At 57.2% G+C, this 16,017-nt stretch carries 13 protein-coding genes; 10 read left to right on the top strand and 3 right to left on the bottom strand.

Annotation, left to right across the window (positions count from 1 at the left end; all coding sequences use genetic code 11):
• Positions 1–54: 54 nt before the first annotated feature.
• Together AC2FJE_RS02365 and AC2FJE_RS02370 are read left to right on the top strand one after the other, a co-directional pair.
• Positions 55–1,221, top strand: a complete 1,167-nt coding sequence (locus AC2FJE_RS02365) for an efflux RND transporter periplasmic adaptor subunit (protein WP_472723606.1) — start codon at positions 55–57, stop codon at positions 1,219–1,221.
• A 3-nt stretch (positions 1,222–1,224) separates the two neighbouring features.
• Positions 1,225–4,362 (top strand): efflux RND transporter permease subunit, encoded by a 3,138-nt coding sequence (locus AC2FJE_RS02370; RefSeq protein ID WP_496753749.1) that lies wholly within the window; start codon positions 1,225–1,227, stop codon positions 4,360–4,362.
• 48 nt (positions 4,363–4,410) lie between these two features.
• Here AC2FJE_RS02370 and glpD read toward each other — a convergent pair whose 3' ends face one another.
• A complete protein-coding gene (gene glpD / locus AC2FJE_RS02375) occupies positions 4,411–6,003 on the bottom strand; it encodes a glycerol-3-phosphate dehydrogenase (protein WP_496760574.1) in 1,593 nt (530 codons plus the stop codon).
• Positions 6,004–6,196: 193 nt separating this feature from the next.
• Between glpD and AC2FJE_RS02380 the strand changes: the two genes are divergently transcribed.
• The 6 genes from AC2FJE_RS02380 to AC2FJE_RS02405 all read left to right on the top strand — a co-directional run bounded on the left by AC2FJE_RS02380 (position 6,197) and on the right by AC2FJE_RS02405 (position 10,946).
• Positions 6,197–6,958, top strand: coding sequence for a DeoR/GlpR family DNA-binding transcription regulator (locus AC2FJE_RS02380; protein WP_496753747.1), 762 nt, complete (start codon positions 6,197–6,199; stop codon positions 6,956–6,958).
• A gap of 115 nt (positions 6,959–7,073) precedes the next feature.
• The gene (locus AC2FJE_RS02385) at positions 7,074–7,229 is read left to right on the top strand and encodes a DUF5993 family protein (protein ID WP_199528470.1); all 156 of its coding nucleotides are present in this window, start codon (positions 7,074–7,076) and stop codon (positions 7,227–7,229) included.
• 9 nt (positions 7,230–7,238) lie between these two features.
• Positions 7,239–7,808, top strand: a complete 570-nt coding sequence (locus AC2FJE_RS02390) for a disulfide bond formation protein B (protein WP_496753744.1) — start codon at positions 7,239–7,241, stop codon at positions 7,806–7,808.
• A gap of 34 nt (positions 7,809–7,842) precedes the next feature.
• Positions 7,843–8,205 carry a DUF3302 domain-containing protein gene (locus AC2FJE_RS02395; protein WP_113788976.1) on the top strand — a complete coding sequence of 121 codons (363 nt, stop codon included), beginning with the start codon at positions 7,843–7,845 and terminating at the stop codon, positions 8,203–8,205.
• Between the two features lie 21 nt (positions 8,206–8,226).
• Positions 8,227–9,372, top strand: coding sequence for an HlyD family secretion protein (locus AC2FJE_RS02400; RefSeq protein WP_058273814.1), 1,146 nt, complete (start codon positions 8,227–8,229; stop codon positions 9,370–9,372).
• 11 nt (positions 9,373–9,383) lie between these two features.
• On the top strand, positions 9,384–10,946 hold the full coding sequence (locus AC2FJE_RS02405; protein WP_496753742.1) for an efflux transporter outer membrane subunit: 1,563 nt from the start codon (positions 9,384–9,386) through the stop codon (positions 10,944–10,946).
• Positions 10,947–10,949: 3 nt separating this feature from the next.
• Here AC2FJE_RS02405 and mprF read toward each other — a convergent pair whose 3' ends face one another.
• Together mprF and AC2FJE_RS02415 are read right to left on the bottom strand one after the other, a co-directional pair.
• Positions 10,950–13,559, bottom strand: a complete 2,610-nt coding sequence (gene mprF / locus AC2FJE_RS02410) for a bifunctional lysylphosphatidylglycerol flippase/synthetase MprF (protein ID WP_496760576.1) — start codon at positions 13,557–13,559, stop codon at positions 10,950–10,952.
• Between the two features lie 98 nt (positions 13,560–13,657).
• Positions 13,658–14,086 (bottom strand): Lrp/AsnC family transcriptional regulator, encoded by a 429-nt coding sequence (locus tag AC2FJE_RS02415; protein WP_058277712.1) that lies wholly within the window; start codon positions 14,084–14,086, stop codon positions 13,658–13,660.
• An 86-nt stretch (positions 14,087–14,172) separates the two neighbouring features.
• Here AC2FJE_RS02415 and rocF point away from each other — a divergent pair, with 86 nt between their 5' ends.
• Both rocF and ctlX read left to right on the top strand, forming a co-directional pair.
• A complete protein-coding gene (gene rocF / locus AC2FJE_RS02420) occupies positions 14,173–15,093 on the top strand; it encodes an arginase (RefSeq protein ID WP_282118648.1) in 921 nt (306 codons plus the stop codon).
• Positions 15,093–16,013, top strand: coding sequence for a citrulline utilization hydrolase CtlX (gene ctlX / locus AC2FJE_RS02425; RefSeq protein WP_496753736.1), 921 nt, complete (start codon positions 15,093–15,095; stop codon positions 16,011–16,013). The genes rocF and ctlX overlap by 1 nt, the downstream gene beginning before the upstream one ends.
• Positions 16,014–16,017 lie beyond the last annotated feature (4 nt).

Genomic DNA, 16,017 nt, shown 5'->3' on the forward strand with positions numbered 1-16,017 from the left:
GAGGCAACAGAGCCGCCCCGGCGCAATATCCTTAGGTCTAATGAGGCGCCCGCCATGTCCCTTGCATTAAAGAATTCCTTTTTCCGACACAGAGGTCCGGTCTTGGCCATCGCGGCACTGACTAGTTTGGGCGCCTCGTTCACGGCGCTGGCGCAGGATCAAAGCGACGCGCCGCCGCCGAAAGTGTCGATTGCAGCGGCCTATACCGAAGAAATTACCGATGAGGCCGTGTTCATCGGGCGCGCCGAGGCCATTAACAAGGTGGATATTGTCGCCCGCGTGAACGGCTTTCTTGAAACTCAGGATGTGGAAGACGGTGCGCTTATCAAAAAAGACGACCTGTTGTTTACCATCGAACCCGATCTTTATGAGGCGACCCTGGAGGCCCGGAAAGCCGATCTGGACCGGGCCGAGGCCAATCTGGAGCTTGCCAAGGTCGATCTGGCCCGAAAGGAAGAGCTGTACAAACGCGATGCCACCCCGGAGTCCGAGCGTGACATCGCCCGCGCCAATGAACTGGTCGCCGAGGCCGAGGTCAAGGCCGCGCACGCTGCCATCCAACAAGCAGAGTTGGACCTGAGTTACACCGAGATCCACGCGCCATTTGACGGGCGGATTGGACGTGTGGAAACAAGCGTAGGCGACGTTGTCGGACCGACAAACCCTCCGCTCGTCAACCTGGTAAGCGAAGCTCCGATTTATGTAAATTTCTCGCTGAACGAAAAGCAGTTCACCTCGGTCCTCGAACAGGTTGGAGAGAGCGCAGCTTCACTGGCTGAAAGCAACAAAAGCCCGAATGTACACCTGACCCTGCCCAACGGAACCAAGCTCGACGAAACAGGTGAGATTGTTTTTGTGGACAACCGCATTGATCCATTGACGGGCGCGATCACCATGCGCGCCGAGTTCCCCAATGCCGATCGGTTTATCATCGACGGCCAATTCCTGAGTGTTCAAATCGAGGCATTGGAACCGACCCTTCAGGTGCTGGTCCCTCAGGCCGCATTGCAACGCGATCAGCGCGGTGAGTTCGTGCTGGTGGTGAATGACAAGCAAATGGTGGAACAGCGCTATATCACGACGGGCGACGTGGTTGGGACCGCGATTATTGTGACAGATGGTCTGCGCGAAGGTGAAAGCGTGATCGTTGAGGGCCTGCAGCGGGTTCGTCCGGGCGTCGCGGTAGATGCCGTCGTCGCCTCTGAACAGCCGGGAGAATAACGGATGTTCTCAGCCCTGTTCATTAGCCGGCCCAAGCTGGCCCTAGTTATTTCGCTGGTCCTAACGATCATGGGCGGCATCGGCTATTTGGTTCTGCCGGTCGCACAGTTCCCGGACATTACGCCACCGGTGGTCAGCGTGACGACCACCTATACCGGCGCCAACGCCGAAACCGTTGAAAACACCGTCGCCGCACCGATCGAGGCGCAGGTCAACGGTGTGGACGACATGATCTACATGACGTCGACCTCGGCAGATAACGGATCCTATTCGCTCAACGTCACATTCGAAGTGGGCACCGACCCGGACATCGCCTCAGTCAACGTGCAGAACCGCGTGGCTCAGGCCATGTCGTCCCTGCCTGCCGAAGTGACCTCATCTGGCGTGGTTACTCAAAAAGCATCCACCAACATGCTGTTGCTGGTGACGCTGACCTCGCCGAATGAGACTTATGACAGTGTCTTTCTGTCCAACTATGCTTCGATCAACCTGAAAGACGCGCTGGCGCGTGTTCAGGGTGTGGGTAAAGCCGACGTTCTAACCAATCTGGAATACGCCATGCGGATCTGGATGGACCCGGATCAGATGGCTGCTTTGTCCATCACACCCGGTGACGTGATCAATGCAATTCAGGAACAAAACGTCGAAGTTTCGGCCGGTTCCATCGGCGCTCCTCCGGTCCCGGAAGGGCAGACCTTTCAATACACGATCAAAACCAAGGGCCGCCTGACCTCGGCCGCAGAGTTCGGCGACATTGTCATCCGAACCGGGGATGCCGGTTCAATCGTACGGGTCAAGGACATCGCGCGGGTCGAGCTGGGTGCAGAGTATTATGCGGCTTCGGGCTATTTCGACAGTGTCCCGGCCACGGTAATCGGCATTTATCAGGCCCCTGGCGCGAATGCGCTGGCCGTGTCGGACCGTGTCGAGGCCGAGCTTGAGCGATTGTCCCGAACCTTCCCGACGGATGTGGAATACGCCGTACCTTTCAACACCACAGACTTTGTCAAACAGTCGCTGAATGACGTGGTCTCGACCCTGATCCTGACCTTCATCCTTGTGATCTCGGTGGTGTTTGTCTTCCTTGGAAGCTGGCGCGCGACGATCATTCCGGCGGTTGCGATCCCCGTGTCGTTGATCGGGACATTCGCGTTCTTGCTGCTTTTCGGTATGTCGCTGAACACGATCTCTTTGTTCGCGCTGGTGCTGGCCATCGGGATCGTTGTGGATGACGCGATCGTTGTGGTCGAAAACGTCGAACGGATCATCGCCGACGAAGGGCTTCCACCGGCTGAGGCAACGCGCAAGGCGATGGGGCAGATCACCGGTCCGGTTATTGCAACCACGTTGGTTCTGTTGGCGGTGTTCGTACCAGTCACCTTTATGCCCGGCATCTCGGGACGGCTTTATTCGCAGTTTGCTGTGACAATCTCGACCGCTGTGGTGATCTCGTCAATCAACGCGTTGACACTGTCTCCTGCGTTGTGCGGTCTGGTGTTGAAGGCACGGTCCGGCCCGCCAAAAGGGTTGTTGGCGGTGTTCGAAAACTTCATCGGTAGCGTTCGCAGTGGCTATGTCGCCATCGTACGCAAATTGCTGATCCTGCCGATCATCGGTCTGGGCATCATCGTAGCGCTGGCCATGGGCACAGGCACGATCATGTCCAACACTTCGAGTGGTTTCCTTCCGCTGGAAGACAACGGATATCTGTTCGTGGATGTGCAACTGCCAGACGCCGCAACGTTGGAACGGACCGAAACGGTCACTGCACGTGTCGACGCACAGATCCAACAGATCCCCGGCGTCGCAAGCACAGTTCTGATCAACGGGTTCTCGATCCTGAACGGCACAACGACAAACGGCGCCGCGATCTTTGTGAACCTCGACAACTGGGATGAACGAAAAGAAGATGATCTGAGCGCTGATGCAATCCTGCAGAAAGTTCTGGCGATTGCCTATGGTGAAACTGCCGCATCGATAATCGCATTCAACCCCCCCCCCATTCAGGGTCTGGGCAACTCGGCAGGTGTGGAGATGGAGGTGCAGCAGACCGGAGGCGGCACGCCTCAGGACTTGGCGTCTGCAGTCGGCTCTTTCGTCTATTCGGCCAACCAACGACCGGAAATCGGGCAGGCCTACACCACATTCCGGGCCAACGTTCCTCAGTTGTTCGTGGATCTGGATCGAGAAAAGGCCAAGACGCTGCAAGTCTCGGTGGCTGAGGTGTTCCAGACGATGCAGGCGCAGTTGGGGTCCTACTATGTGAACGACTTCAACCTGTTCGGGCGCGTGTATCGCGTGATGATTCAGGCCGACGGTTCTTATCGCGATAATGTCGACGATATCTCGAACCTGTATGTGCGCTCGACCAAGGGTGAGATGGTGCCTCTGGGTACGCTCATTGATGTCGAAAACGTACTGGGTCCGGTCCTGCTGAAACGTCACAACCTATTCCGTTCGGCGACAGTAACGGCGGTTCCGGCGCCTGGGTTATCCACTGGTGACGCGATCAATGTCATGACCGAGGAGTCCACGACTGCCCTGCCCCCGGGCTATGCCTTTGAATGGACCGGGACCGCGCAGCAGCAATTGGCGACCGGTGGTCTGGTAGTGATCATCCTCGGTCTGGCGATCCTGTTCGGATACCTCTTCCTTGTAGGGCAATACGAGAGTTGGACCTTGCCTGTGTCGATCCTGCTATCGGTGATCGTCGCCTTGTTCGGGGCGGTGGCGGCCGTGGCTATCGTGGGCAGCGACATCAACCTCTATACGCAGATCGGGATGATCATGCTTGTGGGTTTGGCCTCGAAGAACGGCATCCTGATCGTTGAATTCGCGATGGAGCAACGCGCCAAGGGATTGTCGGTCAAAGACGCCGCAGCCGAGGCCGCCTTTCAGCGTTTCCGTGCGGTGATGATGACGGCCCTGTCCTTCCTGTTGGGTGTTGTGCCGCTTCTGGCGGCCAGCGGCGCGGGTGCCGCCAGCCAGAAAGCCATCGGTGTCGCCGTGTTCGGCGGGATGCTGGCAGCTACTCTGGTCGGCGTGATCCTAGTGCCGGTCCTTTACGCCCTGCTGCAGGGGATGCGGGAATGGATCAAGGGAACCAAAGACGATCCGGGCCCATCAGAAGAGGCCGCGTGATCCAAAACAACAGCCCCGCCAAACTGGCGGGGCTTTTTACTTCTTTGGTCAGGCGTTCACTGCGACGGGTTCGGTTTTGCGATCCATCCAGCCTTGAATGTCAGCGATCTGCTCGGCACTTAACCGCAGGCCCATCTTGTTTCTGCGCCAGACAGCATCTTCGGCCGTGCGCGCATATTCCTTATTCATCAGCCACGCCAGTTCCCGCGCGGTTAGCGTTGCACCGAAGTCATCGCCCAGATCCGATACGGACTTGGCGTCGCCCAAAATTGTCTTGGCCTCAGTGCCATAGGCGCGAACCAGACGTTGCGCCCAGACACGGTCCAGAAACGGGTAGTCGGCCAACAGTGCCTCGACCAAATCCGGTACGCCACCAACCGGAAAATCACCGCCCGGAAGCGAAACGCCTGCAGTCCAGGGGCCGGGAAGATCGGGGAAATGCTCGGACACTTTGTCCATCGCACTCTCGGCGAGACGCCGATAGGTGGTGATCTTGCCACCAAACACATTCATCACAGGCGCCCCACCCTGCGCGTCAACTTTCAGGGTATAATCCCGCGTCGCCGCAGTGGCGCTGCTGGCCCCGTCGTCATACAACGGACGCACACCAGAATAGGTCCACACGATGTCATCGCGTGTAACCGGTTTCTGGAAATACTTCGATGCAAATGCGCACAGATAGTCCTGCTCGGTCTCCGTACAGATCGGGGGCTCTGCCGGGTCTGGGTGATCCTGGTCCGTTGTGCCGATCAGCGTAAAATCGCGCTCATACGGAATGGCGAAGATGATGCGCCCGTCCTCGCCTTGGAAGAAATAGCACTTGTCGTGATCATAGAGCTTTGGCGTCACGATATGGCTGCCGCGCACTAGCCGCACACCTTCACGAGAGTTGATGTGGATCTTGGTCTGGATGATGTCCCCAACCCAGGGGCCACCCGCGTTGATCAGCATTTTGGCCTGCACCATCCGCGTTTCGCCGCTCTGCTTATCGCGGATGGTGATCTCCCACAGATCATCGACGCGTTTGGCCGCCAGAACTTCGGTCCGTACCAGGATATTCGCCCCGCGTGCCTCGGCATCGCGGGCATTCAGCACAACCAACCGTGAATCCTCGATCCAGCAATCGGAATACTCGTAGGCTGTGTGAAACTTGTTCTGCAACGGCCCGCCTTCCGGCGCGCTTTGCAGATCCAGTGAGCTTGTCCCCGGCAGGATTTTGCGCCCCCCCAGATGGTCATACATAAACAGACCCAGACGGATCAGCCACGCCGGGCGCCGTCCCTTCATCCAAGGCATTACTGTGCTGAGAAGTCGCGAGGTCGGCGTTTCAGAATCGAACCGCATATCCTTGTGATACGGCAATACAAACCGCATCGGCCAGCTGATATGCGGCATCGCCCGCAGTAGTGTTTCACGCTCGATCAACGCCTCGCGCACCAGACGGAATTCGAAATACTCCAGATACCGCAGGCCGCCATGAAACAGCTTGGTCGAGGCCGAAGACGTCGCCGAAGCAAGATCGTTCATCTCGGCCAATGTCACGGACAATCCGCGCCCGACCGCATCGCGCGCTATTCCGCACCCGTTAATCCCACCACCAATGATGAAAAGGTCCGTGACCTTGTCCGTGTGCCGTTCCATGTCCGGATGATTCTCTTTGTTTGAAAAACCGGGGTCATTAACCCGATGAACGCGCGTTTCGTCAATGTTTACTTTCGTTTTTTTTCGCTTTATCACCACAAATCGAAGTGTTTCAAAAGTGTGGCCAAACAGATCTCTTGGAAACCCTTCGAAACTAGAACAAAAACGAACCCACACCGTTTCGGAGCCGATCATGTCCCTTTCCTTTCGTCAGTCAGACATTCTGAACATCGCCAGAAAGGATGGCCGTGTGATGGTGGATGACCTGGCCGCTCAGTTCGGGGTCACGGTTCAGACTATACGCCGCGACTTGTCTGAGCTGGCGGATCTGGGGAAGCTGGACCGGGTTCATGGCGGGGCCGTAATTCGCTCGGGCGTTTCCAATATTGGCTATGAGGATCGCCGCGCCCTGAACGATGAGGCCAAAGCGCGTATTGCGTCGGCCTGCGCCCGAGACATCCCGGACGGCGCGTCGGTTTTCATGAACATCGGTACTTCGACCGAGGCGGTTGCGCGCCAATTGGTGAACCACAAGAACCTGATGGTCGTCACCAACAACATGAATGTCGCCAATATATTGGCGGAGAACGCCGATTGCGAAATCGTCGTCGCGGGTGGTGTCCTGCGCAGATCGGATGGCGGGCTGGTCGGCAATCTGACGGTCTCAACCATCCGGCACTTCAAATTCGATTATGCGGTTATCGGCTGCTCGGCACTTGATGCCGATGGCGACCTACTGGATTTCGACTTTCAAGAGGTCCAAGTGAGCCAGACGATCCTGGCCCAGACACGGCGCACCTTTCTTGTTGCCGATCATTCAAAGTTTCAGCGTGCAGCCCCCGCGCGTATCACCTCATTGGCTGAGATCGACACGTTCTACACCGACCGGCCTCTGACGGACCGCCTAAGCAAGAGGTGTCAGGCGTGGAAGACCGACCTTCGCGTGTGCCAATAACCCCCTAAGTAGTTCTCCTAAAAGGTGAACTGGGTAAGAGTTTTCTTGCCAGACCTCCCAGTGCCTGACAGTATCGCGATATTGCGGTCGTTGCACGGAAGGGGAGAACCGGGCCATGATAGCGCTTTTATTTGCGTTACTTACAGCCACCATGGGGCTGAATTATTTTCGACAAACAACGGCAGCCAATGCTCTATTTTTCTTCACGCTGGCGTTGAGTGTGTACTGGCTGAAATTCCACGCCACCAGTCAACTGACAATTCAGTTGTAGGGGGCGATGATGACACCAGAATTGTCCCGAACCCTGAACGCCATGGGCATGCTGGCCGTCAGTCTAGTGCTGCTTTTGGCCTTTGTTTACCAACTGACGCTTTACGAGCTGCCCTGTCCACTTTGCCTGCTGCAACGCGTTGGCTTTGTCGCCGTGGGCGTTGGGCTGGGCTTGAACCTGCTATACGGCGCGCGGCCGCAGCACTATGCGTTGATGTTAATCGCAGCGCTTTATGGCGGCAGCGTATCGGTGCGTCAGATCCTTCTGCATATTGTTCCGGGCACGGGTCATTACGGCTCGCCCGTGTTGGGGTTGCACTATTACACTTGGGCCGCCATTTGCTTTTTCCTGATCCTGTTGGGCACCGCGGTTATGCTGCTGTTTGATCGCCAATACGCTGACGACACTTCGGATCAGCCTCGTTTCGGTGGAAGCACCTTGGCCAAAGCTGCCTTCTTCATCATGCTTGGTCTGGCTGTTCTGAATGCCGGTTCGACACTGCTTGAATGTGGTCCTGGCATTTGCGCCGACCCGCCAACCAGCTACAAAGTGATTGACGAACTGGGCTCCAACAATTGAGGATGGGAAAACCTTCCCGAACGGAGGCACGAAGATGGGGTTACTTGGGCAGCCGCTTGGCTACTATGACTACCTGACATTTGTTGCGTTGATCTTGCTGCTGGCCGCCGTCATGGCACTATTCCTATTCGTGATGGGACTGCCCGGCCGCATCGCAATTAAACGCAATCACCCTCATGCCGAGGCGATAAAGATCATGGGGTGGATGGGATTTCTCGCCATCGTTCCCTGGGTCCATGCATTCATTTGGGCGTTCCACGATGGAACGGTGGTCGATATCCGCCGCATGCCCGATGATGAGCGTGAGGCGGTTCGCAAAGAAATCAAGCGCTTGGGTGGTGAGTTGACGGAAGAATACCGCGACCCGCTGGATCCGGAAGAGACGCAAAAGAGCTAACGCCAAAGGAAACTACAAAATATGTTTGTCGCCCTCGGCATTACGCTGTTCTACATCATTTTTGTCTGGCTTATCTTCTTCAAGTTCCAGTGGCTGAAGTTCAACATCATGTGGGGCATCGTATCCTTCTGGGTGGGCGCGCATCTGCTGCTGATATTTCTGGTTGCCCTTCGGTTCTTTCAGCCGTTTTCCATCGACAGCCACGTGGTCCGCTCAACCATCCAGATCGTCCCACGGCTGACCGAACCGACGATATTGACTGAGGTACTGGTCGAGCCAAATACCGAAGTCACAAAGGGCGATCCCCTGTATCGGTTCGACGACACTGTGTTCGCGCTTGAGGTTGAGGAAGCCACAGCGCAGCTGGTTGCGGCCGAGCAAAACGCCAAGATCCTTGAACAGGACGTCATTGCCGCAGGGGAAGCCATTGAGCGTGCCAACGCTCAACTTGCCTACGCACAGACGCAGCAAGCCCGATACGAAAACCTCGTACCCGCAGGTGGTGCCCGGCAGGACGAGCTAGATCGCTGGAACGAACAGGTGACTGAGGATCAGGCGCAGGTCAAAGAGGCCACGGCAAATCTGGAAAAGGCTCAGCTTGCACTGGATTCCCAGATTGACGGCGTGAACACCGGCATCCTTCAGGCACAAGCGCAATTAGACAAGGCCCAGTACTTTCTGGACAACACAACGATCTACGCCCCCGAAGACGGCATGATCGTGTCCCAACAGGCGCGTCCGGGTCTGGTCGTCGGCGATATTCGCCTGGGCGCCATCGCCAGTTTTGTCACCAAGGATAACCCTTATATTCTTGCGACCTACCGACAGCAGAACCTGAAATTTGTCGAGGTTGGCCAACCCGTTGAAGTTGCCCTTGATCTGTATCCGGGCGAAATTTTGACTGGTAAAGTCGAAGCGATCTGGTGGGCAACCCGACAAGGACAATACTTGCCGTCTGGCCGCCTACCCGGGTTTGAGCTACCGAAATTACCCGGTCGCATCGCGGTTCAGATCTCGGTCGATATCCCCGACGGGCACACCTTCCCGGCCGGTGGTCACGCGGCCGTCGCGATTTATACCGGTCAGGGCAAAAGCTTTGAGTTCCTGCGGCGGATTAACATTCGTCTCTATTCCTTCGCCAACTTCATTCGACCATTGGATATCTAAGGACGCATATGATGACCCGGGCCAGATTATACCGCCAACTGATGGGCACGGCCCTATGCGCCGCGCTGCTGGTCGCCTGCGCACCAGTTGGCCCGGATTTCGTGCGCCCAAGCTCTCCGATCGTGAAGCAATGGATCGAGGTCAACAGCCCAAGCACTGGTCAAAGCGGTCTGACCTCGCGCAGTGCGCCTGTGGTGAGATGGTGGGAGACGTTCAACGACCCCACCCTCAATAAACTGATCGCCGAAGCCTATGCCCAGAACCTGGACCTGCAGGTTGCCGGTGCGCGCGTTCTGCAGGCACGCGCGCAGTTGGGCATTGCGTTTGGCGAGCTATATCCGCAATCACAGGCCATCGGTGCGTCCATTGAACGCCGTCAGGTTAGCGACAACCTCGGACCGATTTCCGATATCCGCCGGATCATTCCGTTGGACACCGAGTTTTCGACCTCGCAGGTCGGCTTTGATGCCCAATGGGAGCTTGACGTGTGGGGCCAGCAACGTCGTGGCGTTCAGGCCGCGCGGTCCAATCTGGCGCTGCAAGTGGCCAATTATGACGACGCGCTTGTCACGCTAACCGGCGATGTCGCGGCGCTTTATGTCAACATTCGCGCCTTGCAGGAGTCGCTGGCAGTGGCGCGCGACAACATCCAGTTGCAACAGGAATCCGCAGATCTGACCCAATTGCGGTTTGACAATGGCGTGACAACCGAGCTGGACGTGCAGGAATCCACAGCCCTGCTGAACAATACCAAGGCCTTGGTGCCAGAGATTGAGAGTGATCTTCAACAAGCCAAGAACGCATTGGCCGTGCTGCTGGGAACCACCCCTTCCCGCATGACCAGCCTACTAGGCAATTCCGGGCGGATCCCCTCTGCGCGTACGAATGTGTCCGTCGGTGTCCCGGCCGAACTGCTGCGCCGCCGCCCAGACGTTCGCGCAGCCGAGCTGGCAGCGGCCACGCAATCGGCGCAGGTCGGGATCGCTTTGGCCGACCTTTATCCGCAATTTGTCCTGTCAGGTGCTATTGGCCTGCAGGCCTCGGGCGGGCAAGATCTGTTTTCAGCAGGCAGCAACACAGGGCTCGCGAATGCCGGTGTGGTCTGGAACGTGCTGAACTATGGCCGGATCAAAAACAACGTCCGCGCGCAGGATGCGGCCTATCAGGCGTTGATCGCCAATTACCAGAACACTGTCCTGACCGCCTATTCCGAGGTTGAAAGCGCGATGGTGGCCTATGCCCAATCTCGCAAGCAAGTTGGCTTCTATGAAAAAAGCGTCGCGGCGTCGCGCAAAGCGGCTGATATCGCCATCGACCAGTATCGGGACGGTATCGCAAGCTATTCGCGTATCCTGAACACCCAAACAGCCCTGTTGCGATCACAAGCCAATCTGATTCAGGCCCGCCAGCAGGTGTCCAGCAATCTGGTTGCGGTTTACAAGGGATTGGGTGGCGGCTGGCAGATCCGGCAGAACCAAGAATTCCTACCAGAAACCGTTCTGGCCGAAATGGCATATCGCACAGATTGGGGCGATCTTCTGGAGAAAACCCCAACCCGCGCCAGTCTGAACTGAGTGTTACTTCGTCAGCCCGCGCAAACCGCCTGAAATCAGGATGTTCACCTCGTACAGAATACGTGGTGCTGCCAGACCACCGGGGCTGGCGAGGTAATTCGGGCTCCATTCCGGATCGAACTTCTGCTTGAAGGATCGCAGCCCTTCGAAGTGATAGAACTGCTCGCCGTGCTCATATACGAACCCTCCCACGCGGTTCCAGAAAGACGCCAGTTGCCGGTTCTCAATTCCCGAAAACGGTGCCGCTCCTAGCGAGAACCAATGGAACCCCTGCTCTGCCCCCCAGGTCATCATCTCGGCAAACAAGGCGTCCATGATAAAGTTCGACCCGTCCGGCTCATACCGCATCAGGTCCACCGACAATTCGGACTTGTTCCCGCCTTGGAAGAGGTTGGCGAAGGCGACGATCTTTCCCGTATCTGCCTTCTTCAGCACCGCGAAATCGAAATAGGACAGGTATTCATCGTCAAACCCGCCCAAGGCAAAGCCCTTTTCCTCACCAGCCTTATGCTCCAGCCAGTCGTCTGAAATTTTGCGCAGTTCGGGCAATACAGGGCCCACTTTGTCCTTCGGTATAATCTCGAATACGTACCCTTCGCGTTCGGCCCGGTTCTTGGCCTGACGGAACCGCTTGCGAGATTTGCCGTCCAGCGAGAAATCTTTCAACGGCACGCGCGCGACCTCTCCGATCTTCAGAATAGACAGGCCCAGATCCAGAAACGTCGGCAGGTACTTAGTTGATACGCTGTAGAAAGCGCACAACTTGCCCTCACGGTCCGCCATTTCGCGCAATTGCCAGATCAGTTGCTTTCCGGCGGTTTCATCCCCAACCGGCTCCCCCTTGGTGATCAGTGCATTGCCTGTGTCGGCATAGGCCAGAAATGCGTCATCGTCCGGTGAAATCAGGAATTGCTTGTCGCCGGTCAGTGAAATCTGCGATTCGGTGTCTTCGCTTTCCATGACCAAGCGCTCAACAACCTCGGGGATCTCCGTTCGGACCGGTTCCGGAACCTCGCGCTCGAACAAAGAGTTCACGGCCACCACGCCAAGAATAACCGCCACCACAAGACTGGATCGCAAAAAGCGTGAGGCGTCACCGTTCCACGCGAACTCCCACCACAAAGCGTTCTGATATTCGACATGCGAATAGGAAAACAGCCCGACCCAAAAGACGACCAAAAGCAAGGCGATCACGCTGACCAGCCACGGGATGTTCAGGCGGAAAATCGATGCCCCGCTGACGCGGTAAAACGCCCCACGAAACGTGGCCAGCAAGGCGATTGTGCCCAACATGCTGATCGCTTCGTGCGTATCGAGACCCTTGGTCAGCGATGCGACGAACCCGGCAACCATCAGCAGCATGGCCACTATCCATGCGCGGTACAGCTTGCGGAACAGGCCGCGTGAAACAAGGATCAGTAGAACTCCGACAGCGCTTCCGGCAAGATGCGAAGCTTCAACGAAGGACAAAGGCAGAAAGTCCCGCAATGCGCTAAGCTTCTCGCTGCCTGCAGGCAACGCCCCGGACACCAGCAGAATGACTCCCGCCACGGCGGCCACGCCTGCGGCAACCATCGGCACAATCGGACGGATCACGCGGTAAACCCACGTGGCGGCTCCGCTGATGTGATGTCGGTGCGTCAGGGCCGAAGCCACCGCGATGGACAGCGTCGCAATGGCGAACGGCAGGAAGGTATAGATCAACCGGTAAAGCAACAGGGCCGCGATCACGTCAGACCGACCCGAGGCCCCTAGCCCGGCGATCAAAGTTGCCTCAAACGCGCCAATTCCGCCCGGGGCGTGGCTGAGAATTCCCACCGCGATCGCGCCAATGTAAACGGTGAAGAAGAACGGAAACCCGACCCCCAGATCATCCGGCATCAACACGTACAGCGTCATTGACGCCCCAAACAGGTCACCCACAGCCGCCAGCGTCAACAATCCAGGCAACTTGCCGCCCGGCAAATTGAAGCCCAAACCACCGGTGGCCAGTCTGCGTCCGCCCTTGGAGAGCCAAATGAACAGCGTTGCGAAACCCACAAGCAGGCACAGCCCCAGCACGGTTTCCACCGTGTCACTTATTGGTAGAACTTTGGACACGCCATCCGGATGAAAGGTTAGCAACCCACCCAGAAGCAGAATGAAACCTGACCAGAACGCGATCCAAGATGTGGCAATCACCCCCGCAACCCGACCCAGATCAAGGCCCAGGGACGCATAGATCCGATACCGGATCGCCGTGCCAGTAATGTAAGAAAACCCAAGGCAATTCGACACGGCATAACCACAGGCGCCAGCCATGCCTGCGACAGGCAAAGGAACCTCGCCATCTGCCACACTTTGCACGGCAAACACATCGTAAAGTGAGAGAGATAAAAAGCTGACAGCCGTCCAGCACAGGGCGAAAAACATCAGTTTCCACGATGTATTCGCGACGTCGGTTTTTACATCAGCCCATTTGACGTGCGAAGACAGCTCGTGCAGGACGGTCAGGGCAATAAGCGTGACCAGAATCGGTATCGCGATCCGGACAAGGGGCTTTTCAAGAAACCCCGAAACCCGTTCGGCCAGGCGTACAGCCCAGAGTTCTTCGACATTTTCATGAGTTGCCATGCTTTGTCCCTGCTCTCAGGCTCAATCACACTCTGCACGATCGAAACGCGCAAGCCGACTTTTGCACATTTTCGTTCAGGCTCAAAGCACTACGGGCGTCACAACCGACCTTTGCGGGTGGACAGCAGCAGGTTGGTCTCGGACTTAGTGATCCCCTCCATACGGCGAATCTGGAACAGCACCTCGTCCAGCTCGGCCAGTGTTTCGGTCCAGATTTCGGCGATCAGATCCCAGCTTCCGTTTGTGGAGTGAACAGCACGCACCTGGCGCATAGCGGCAATTCGGGCCATCGTGCGCTCGGTTCCGCGGCCTTCGATTTCCAGCATCATCAAGCCGCGCACCGGGCTTTGCGCCACGTCCTGACGGGTGAGTACCGTGAACCCAACAATTTCACCGGACTGTTTGAGGCGCTGCAGGCGGCTGCGAACCGTAGTGCGCGTAACACCCAGCGTTTCGGCGAGTTCGGACAGGGACGCCCGTGCATCCCGGTGCAAGGCGCTGAGCAGCCTGCTATCCAAATCGTCCATGACTGCTTCTCATTTCGTTTATCCGAATGCCATTTTGAACATTTTGCTGTCTTTTCGCAAGCCATCACGAGGGTCTAGATAGTCATATGGATACGCAAAATGTGATATTGGTTGGCGCACCAATGGACGCAGGTAAGCGTCGTCAGGGGTGCCGCATGGGCCCGGACGCCTACCGGGTGGCCGGTCTGGAACAAGCTCTAACTGACCTCGGGCACCAAGTGTCGGATATCGGAAATGTAAGCGCCGATCCGTCAGATGTACCGGAGCATCCACACCTTGTCGCGCTGCCCGAGTGCATCGGTTGGACCAGCGCCTTGAGCCGCGCCGCACAGGAAACCGCGCCAAACGGACTGCCGATTTTTATGGGCGGCGATCACGCTTTGTCCATGGGCACAGTTGCCGGGATGGCAACACATGCAGACAGGATCGGTCGCCCCCTGTTCGTGCTTTGGCTGGACGCGCACAGCGACTTTCATACACCAGACAGCACCGGCAGCGGCAACCTGCACGGCACACCGGTTGCCTATTTCACCGGGCAACCCGGGTTTGACGCATTCCCTCCGCTGGCTGCGCCGATTCCAACGGATCGAGTAGGCATGATTGGTTTGCGTTCCGTGGATCCGGCTGAACGTGCACGATTGGAACAGGATCAGGCCATGCTGGCAGACATGCGCAGCATTGATGAGCACGGTATCAAGGCACCTTTGATCGCGTTCCTCGACCGAGTACGCGCAGCAAACGGTATCCTGCACGTCTCGCTGGACGTCGACTTTCTGGACCCTTCAATTGCGCCCGCTGTTGGCACCACTGTTCCCGGCGGCGCGACCGAACGCGAAGCCCATCTGGCGATGGAACTGCTGCACGAAAGCGGCCTCGTCTGCTCGCTGGATTTAGTCGAACTGAACCCGTTCCTGGATGAACGTGGACGAACCGCAAAACTGATGGTCGATCTGGCCGCGTCCCTGTTGGGCCGCCGCATCTTCGACCGCCCGACCCGGAGTTTCTGATGAATTCCCTTCAATCTCCTTCCGCTGTTGTCATGGTTCGACCGCATGAGTTTGTGTCGAACCCAGAGACTCGCCATGACAATGCGTTTCAGACACTGGCACACCGATCCGCCGAAGCGACTTCAGCAGCTGCGCGCGATGAACATGATCGCGCAGTCGAACAACTGCGCAATGCAGGCGTCACAGTCCATGTATTTGATGATCACGGCCAACAAAACACGCCGGACAGTGTCTTTCCCAACAACTGGTTCTCGACACATCCCGGCGGACACATTGCAATCTATCCGATGTTTGTTCCGTCGCGTCGACGCGAACGTCGCACAGATGTTATCGAGTTGTTGAAACAGGAATACCGCGTTCAGGACTTGATCGATTATTCGGGGCTGGAACAGGACGATCTCGCACTGGAAGGTACCGGAGCAATGGTTCTCGATCACGTCGGCCGCATCGCTTACACGGTCAAGTCAAACCGCGCTGATCCCGTTTTGTTGGAGCGGTTCTGCACGAACTTCAACTACGAACCCATCGCGTTCGAAGCTAGGGACGACGCAGGCCGAGACGTTTATCACACCAATGTCCTGATGGGAATCGGCACACATTATGCACTGATCTGCCTCGACATGATAATCGATGCCGAACGCCGCGCGACCGTGCAGGCGCGATTGGAAGAATCCGGTCGCACCGTAATCGATCTGTCCCATGACCAGATCGCAAACTTTGCTGGAAACACCATCGAGCTTAGTGGTCGTGATGGGCTCGTGCTAGCTCTTTCCAGCCGCGCCAAAGATGCGCTGACGCCCCAACAGACCGACATCATCGAAGACAGCGCCACTCTGCTGCCGTTGTCGGTTCCAACCATTGAAACAGCCGGAGGATCAGTACGTTGCATGATCGCCGGTATCCACCTTTCCCGCCGATAGGAGA

It is taken from the genome of Ruegeria sp. CDSC002 (assembly GCF_059610905.1).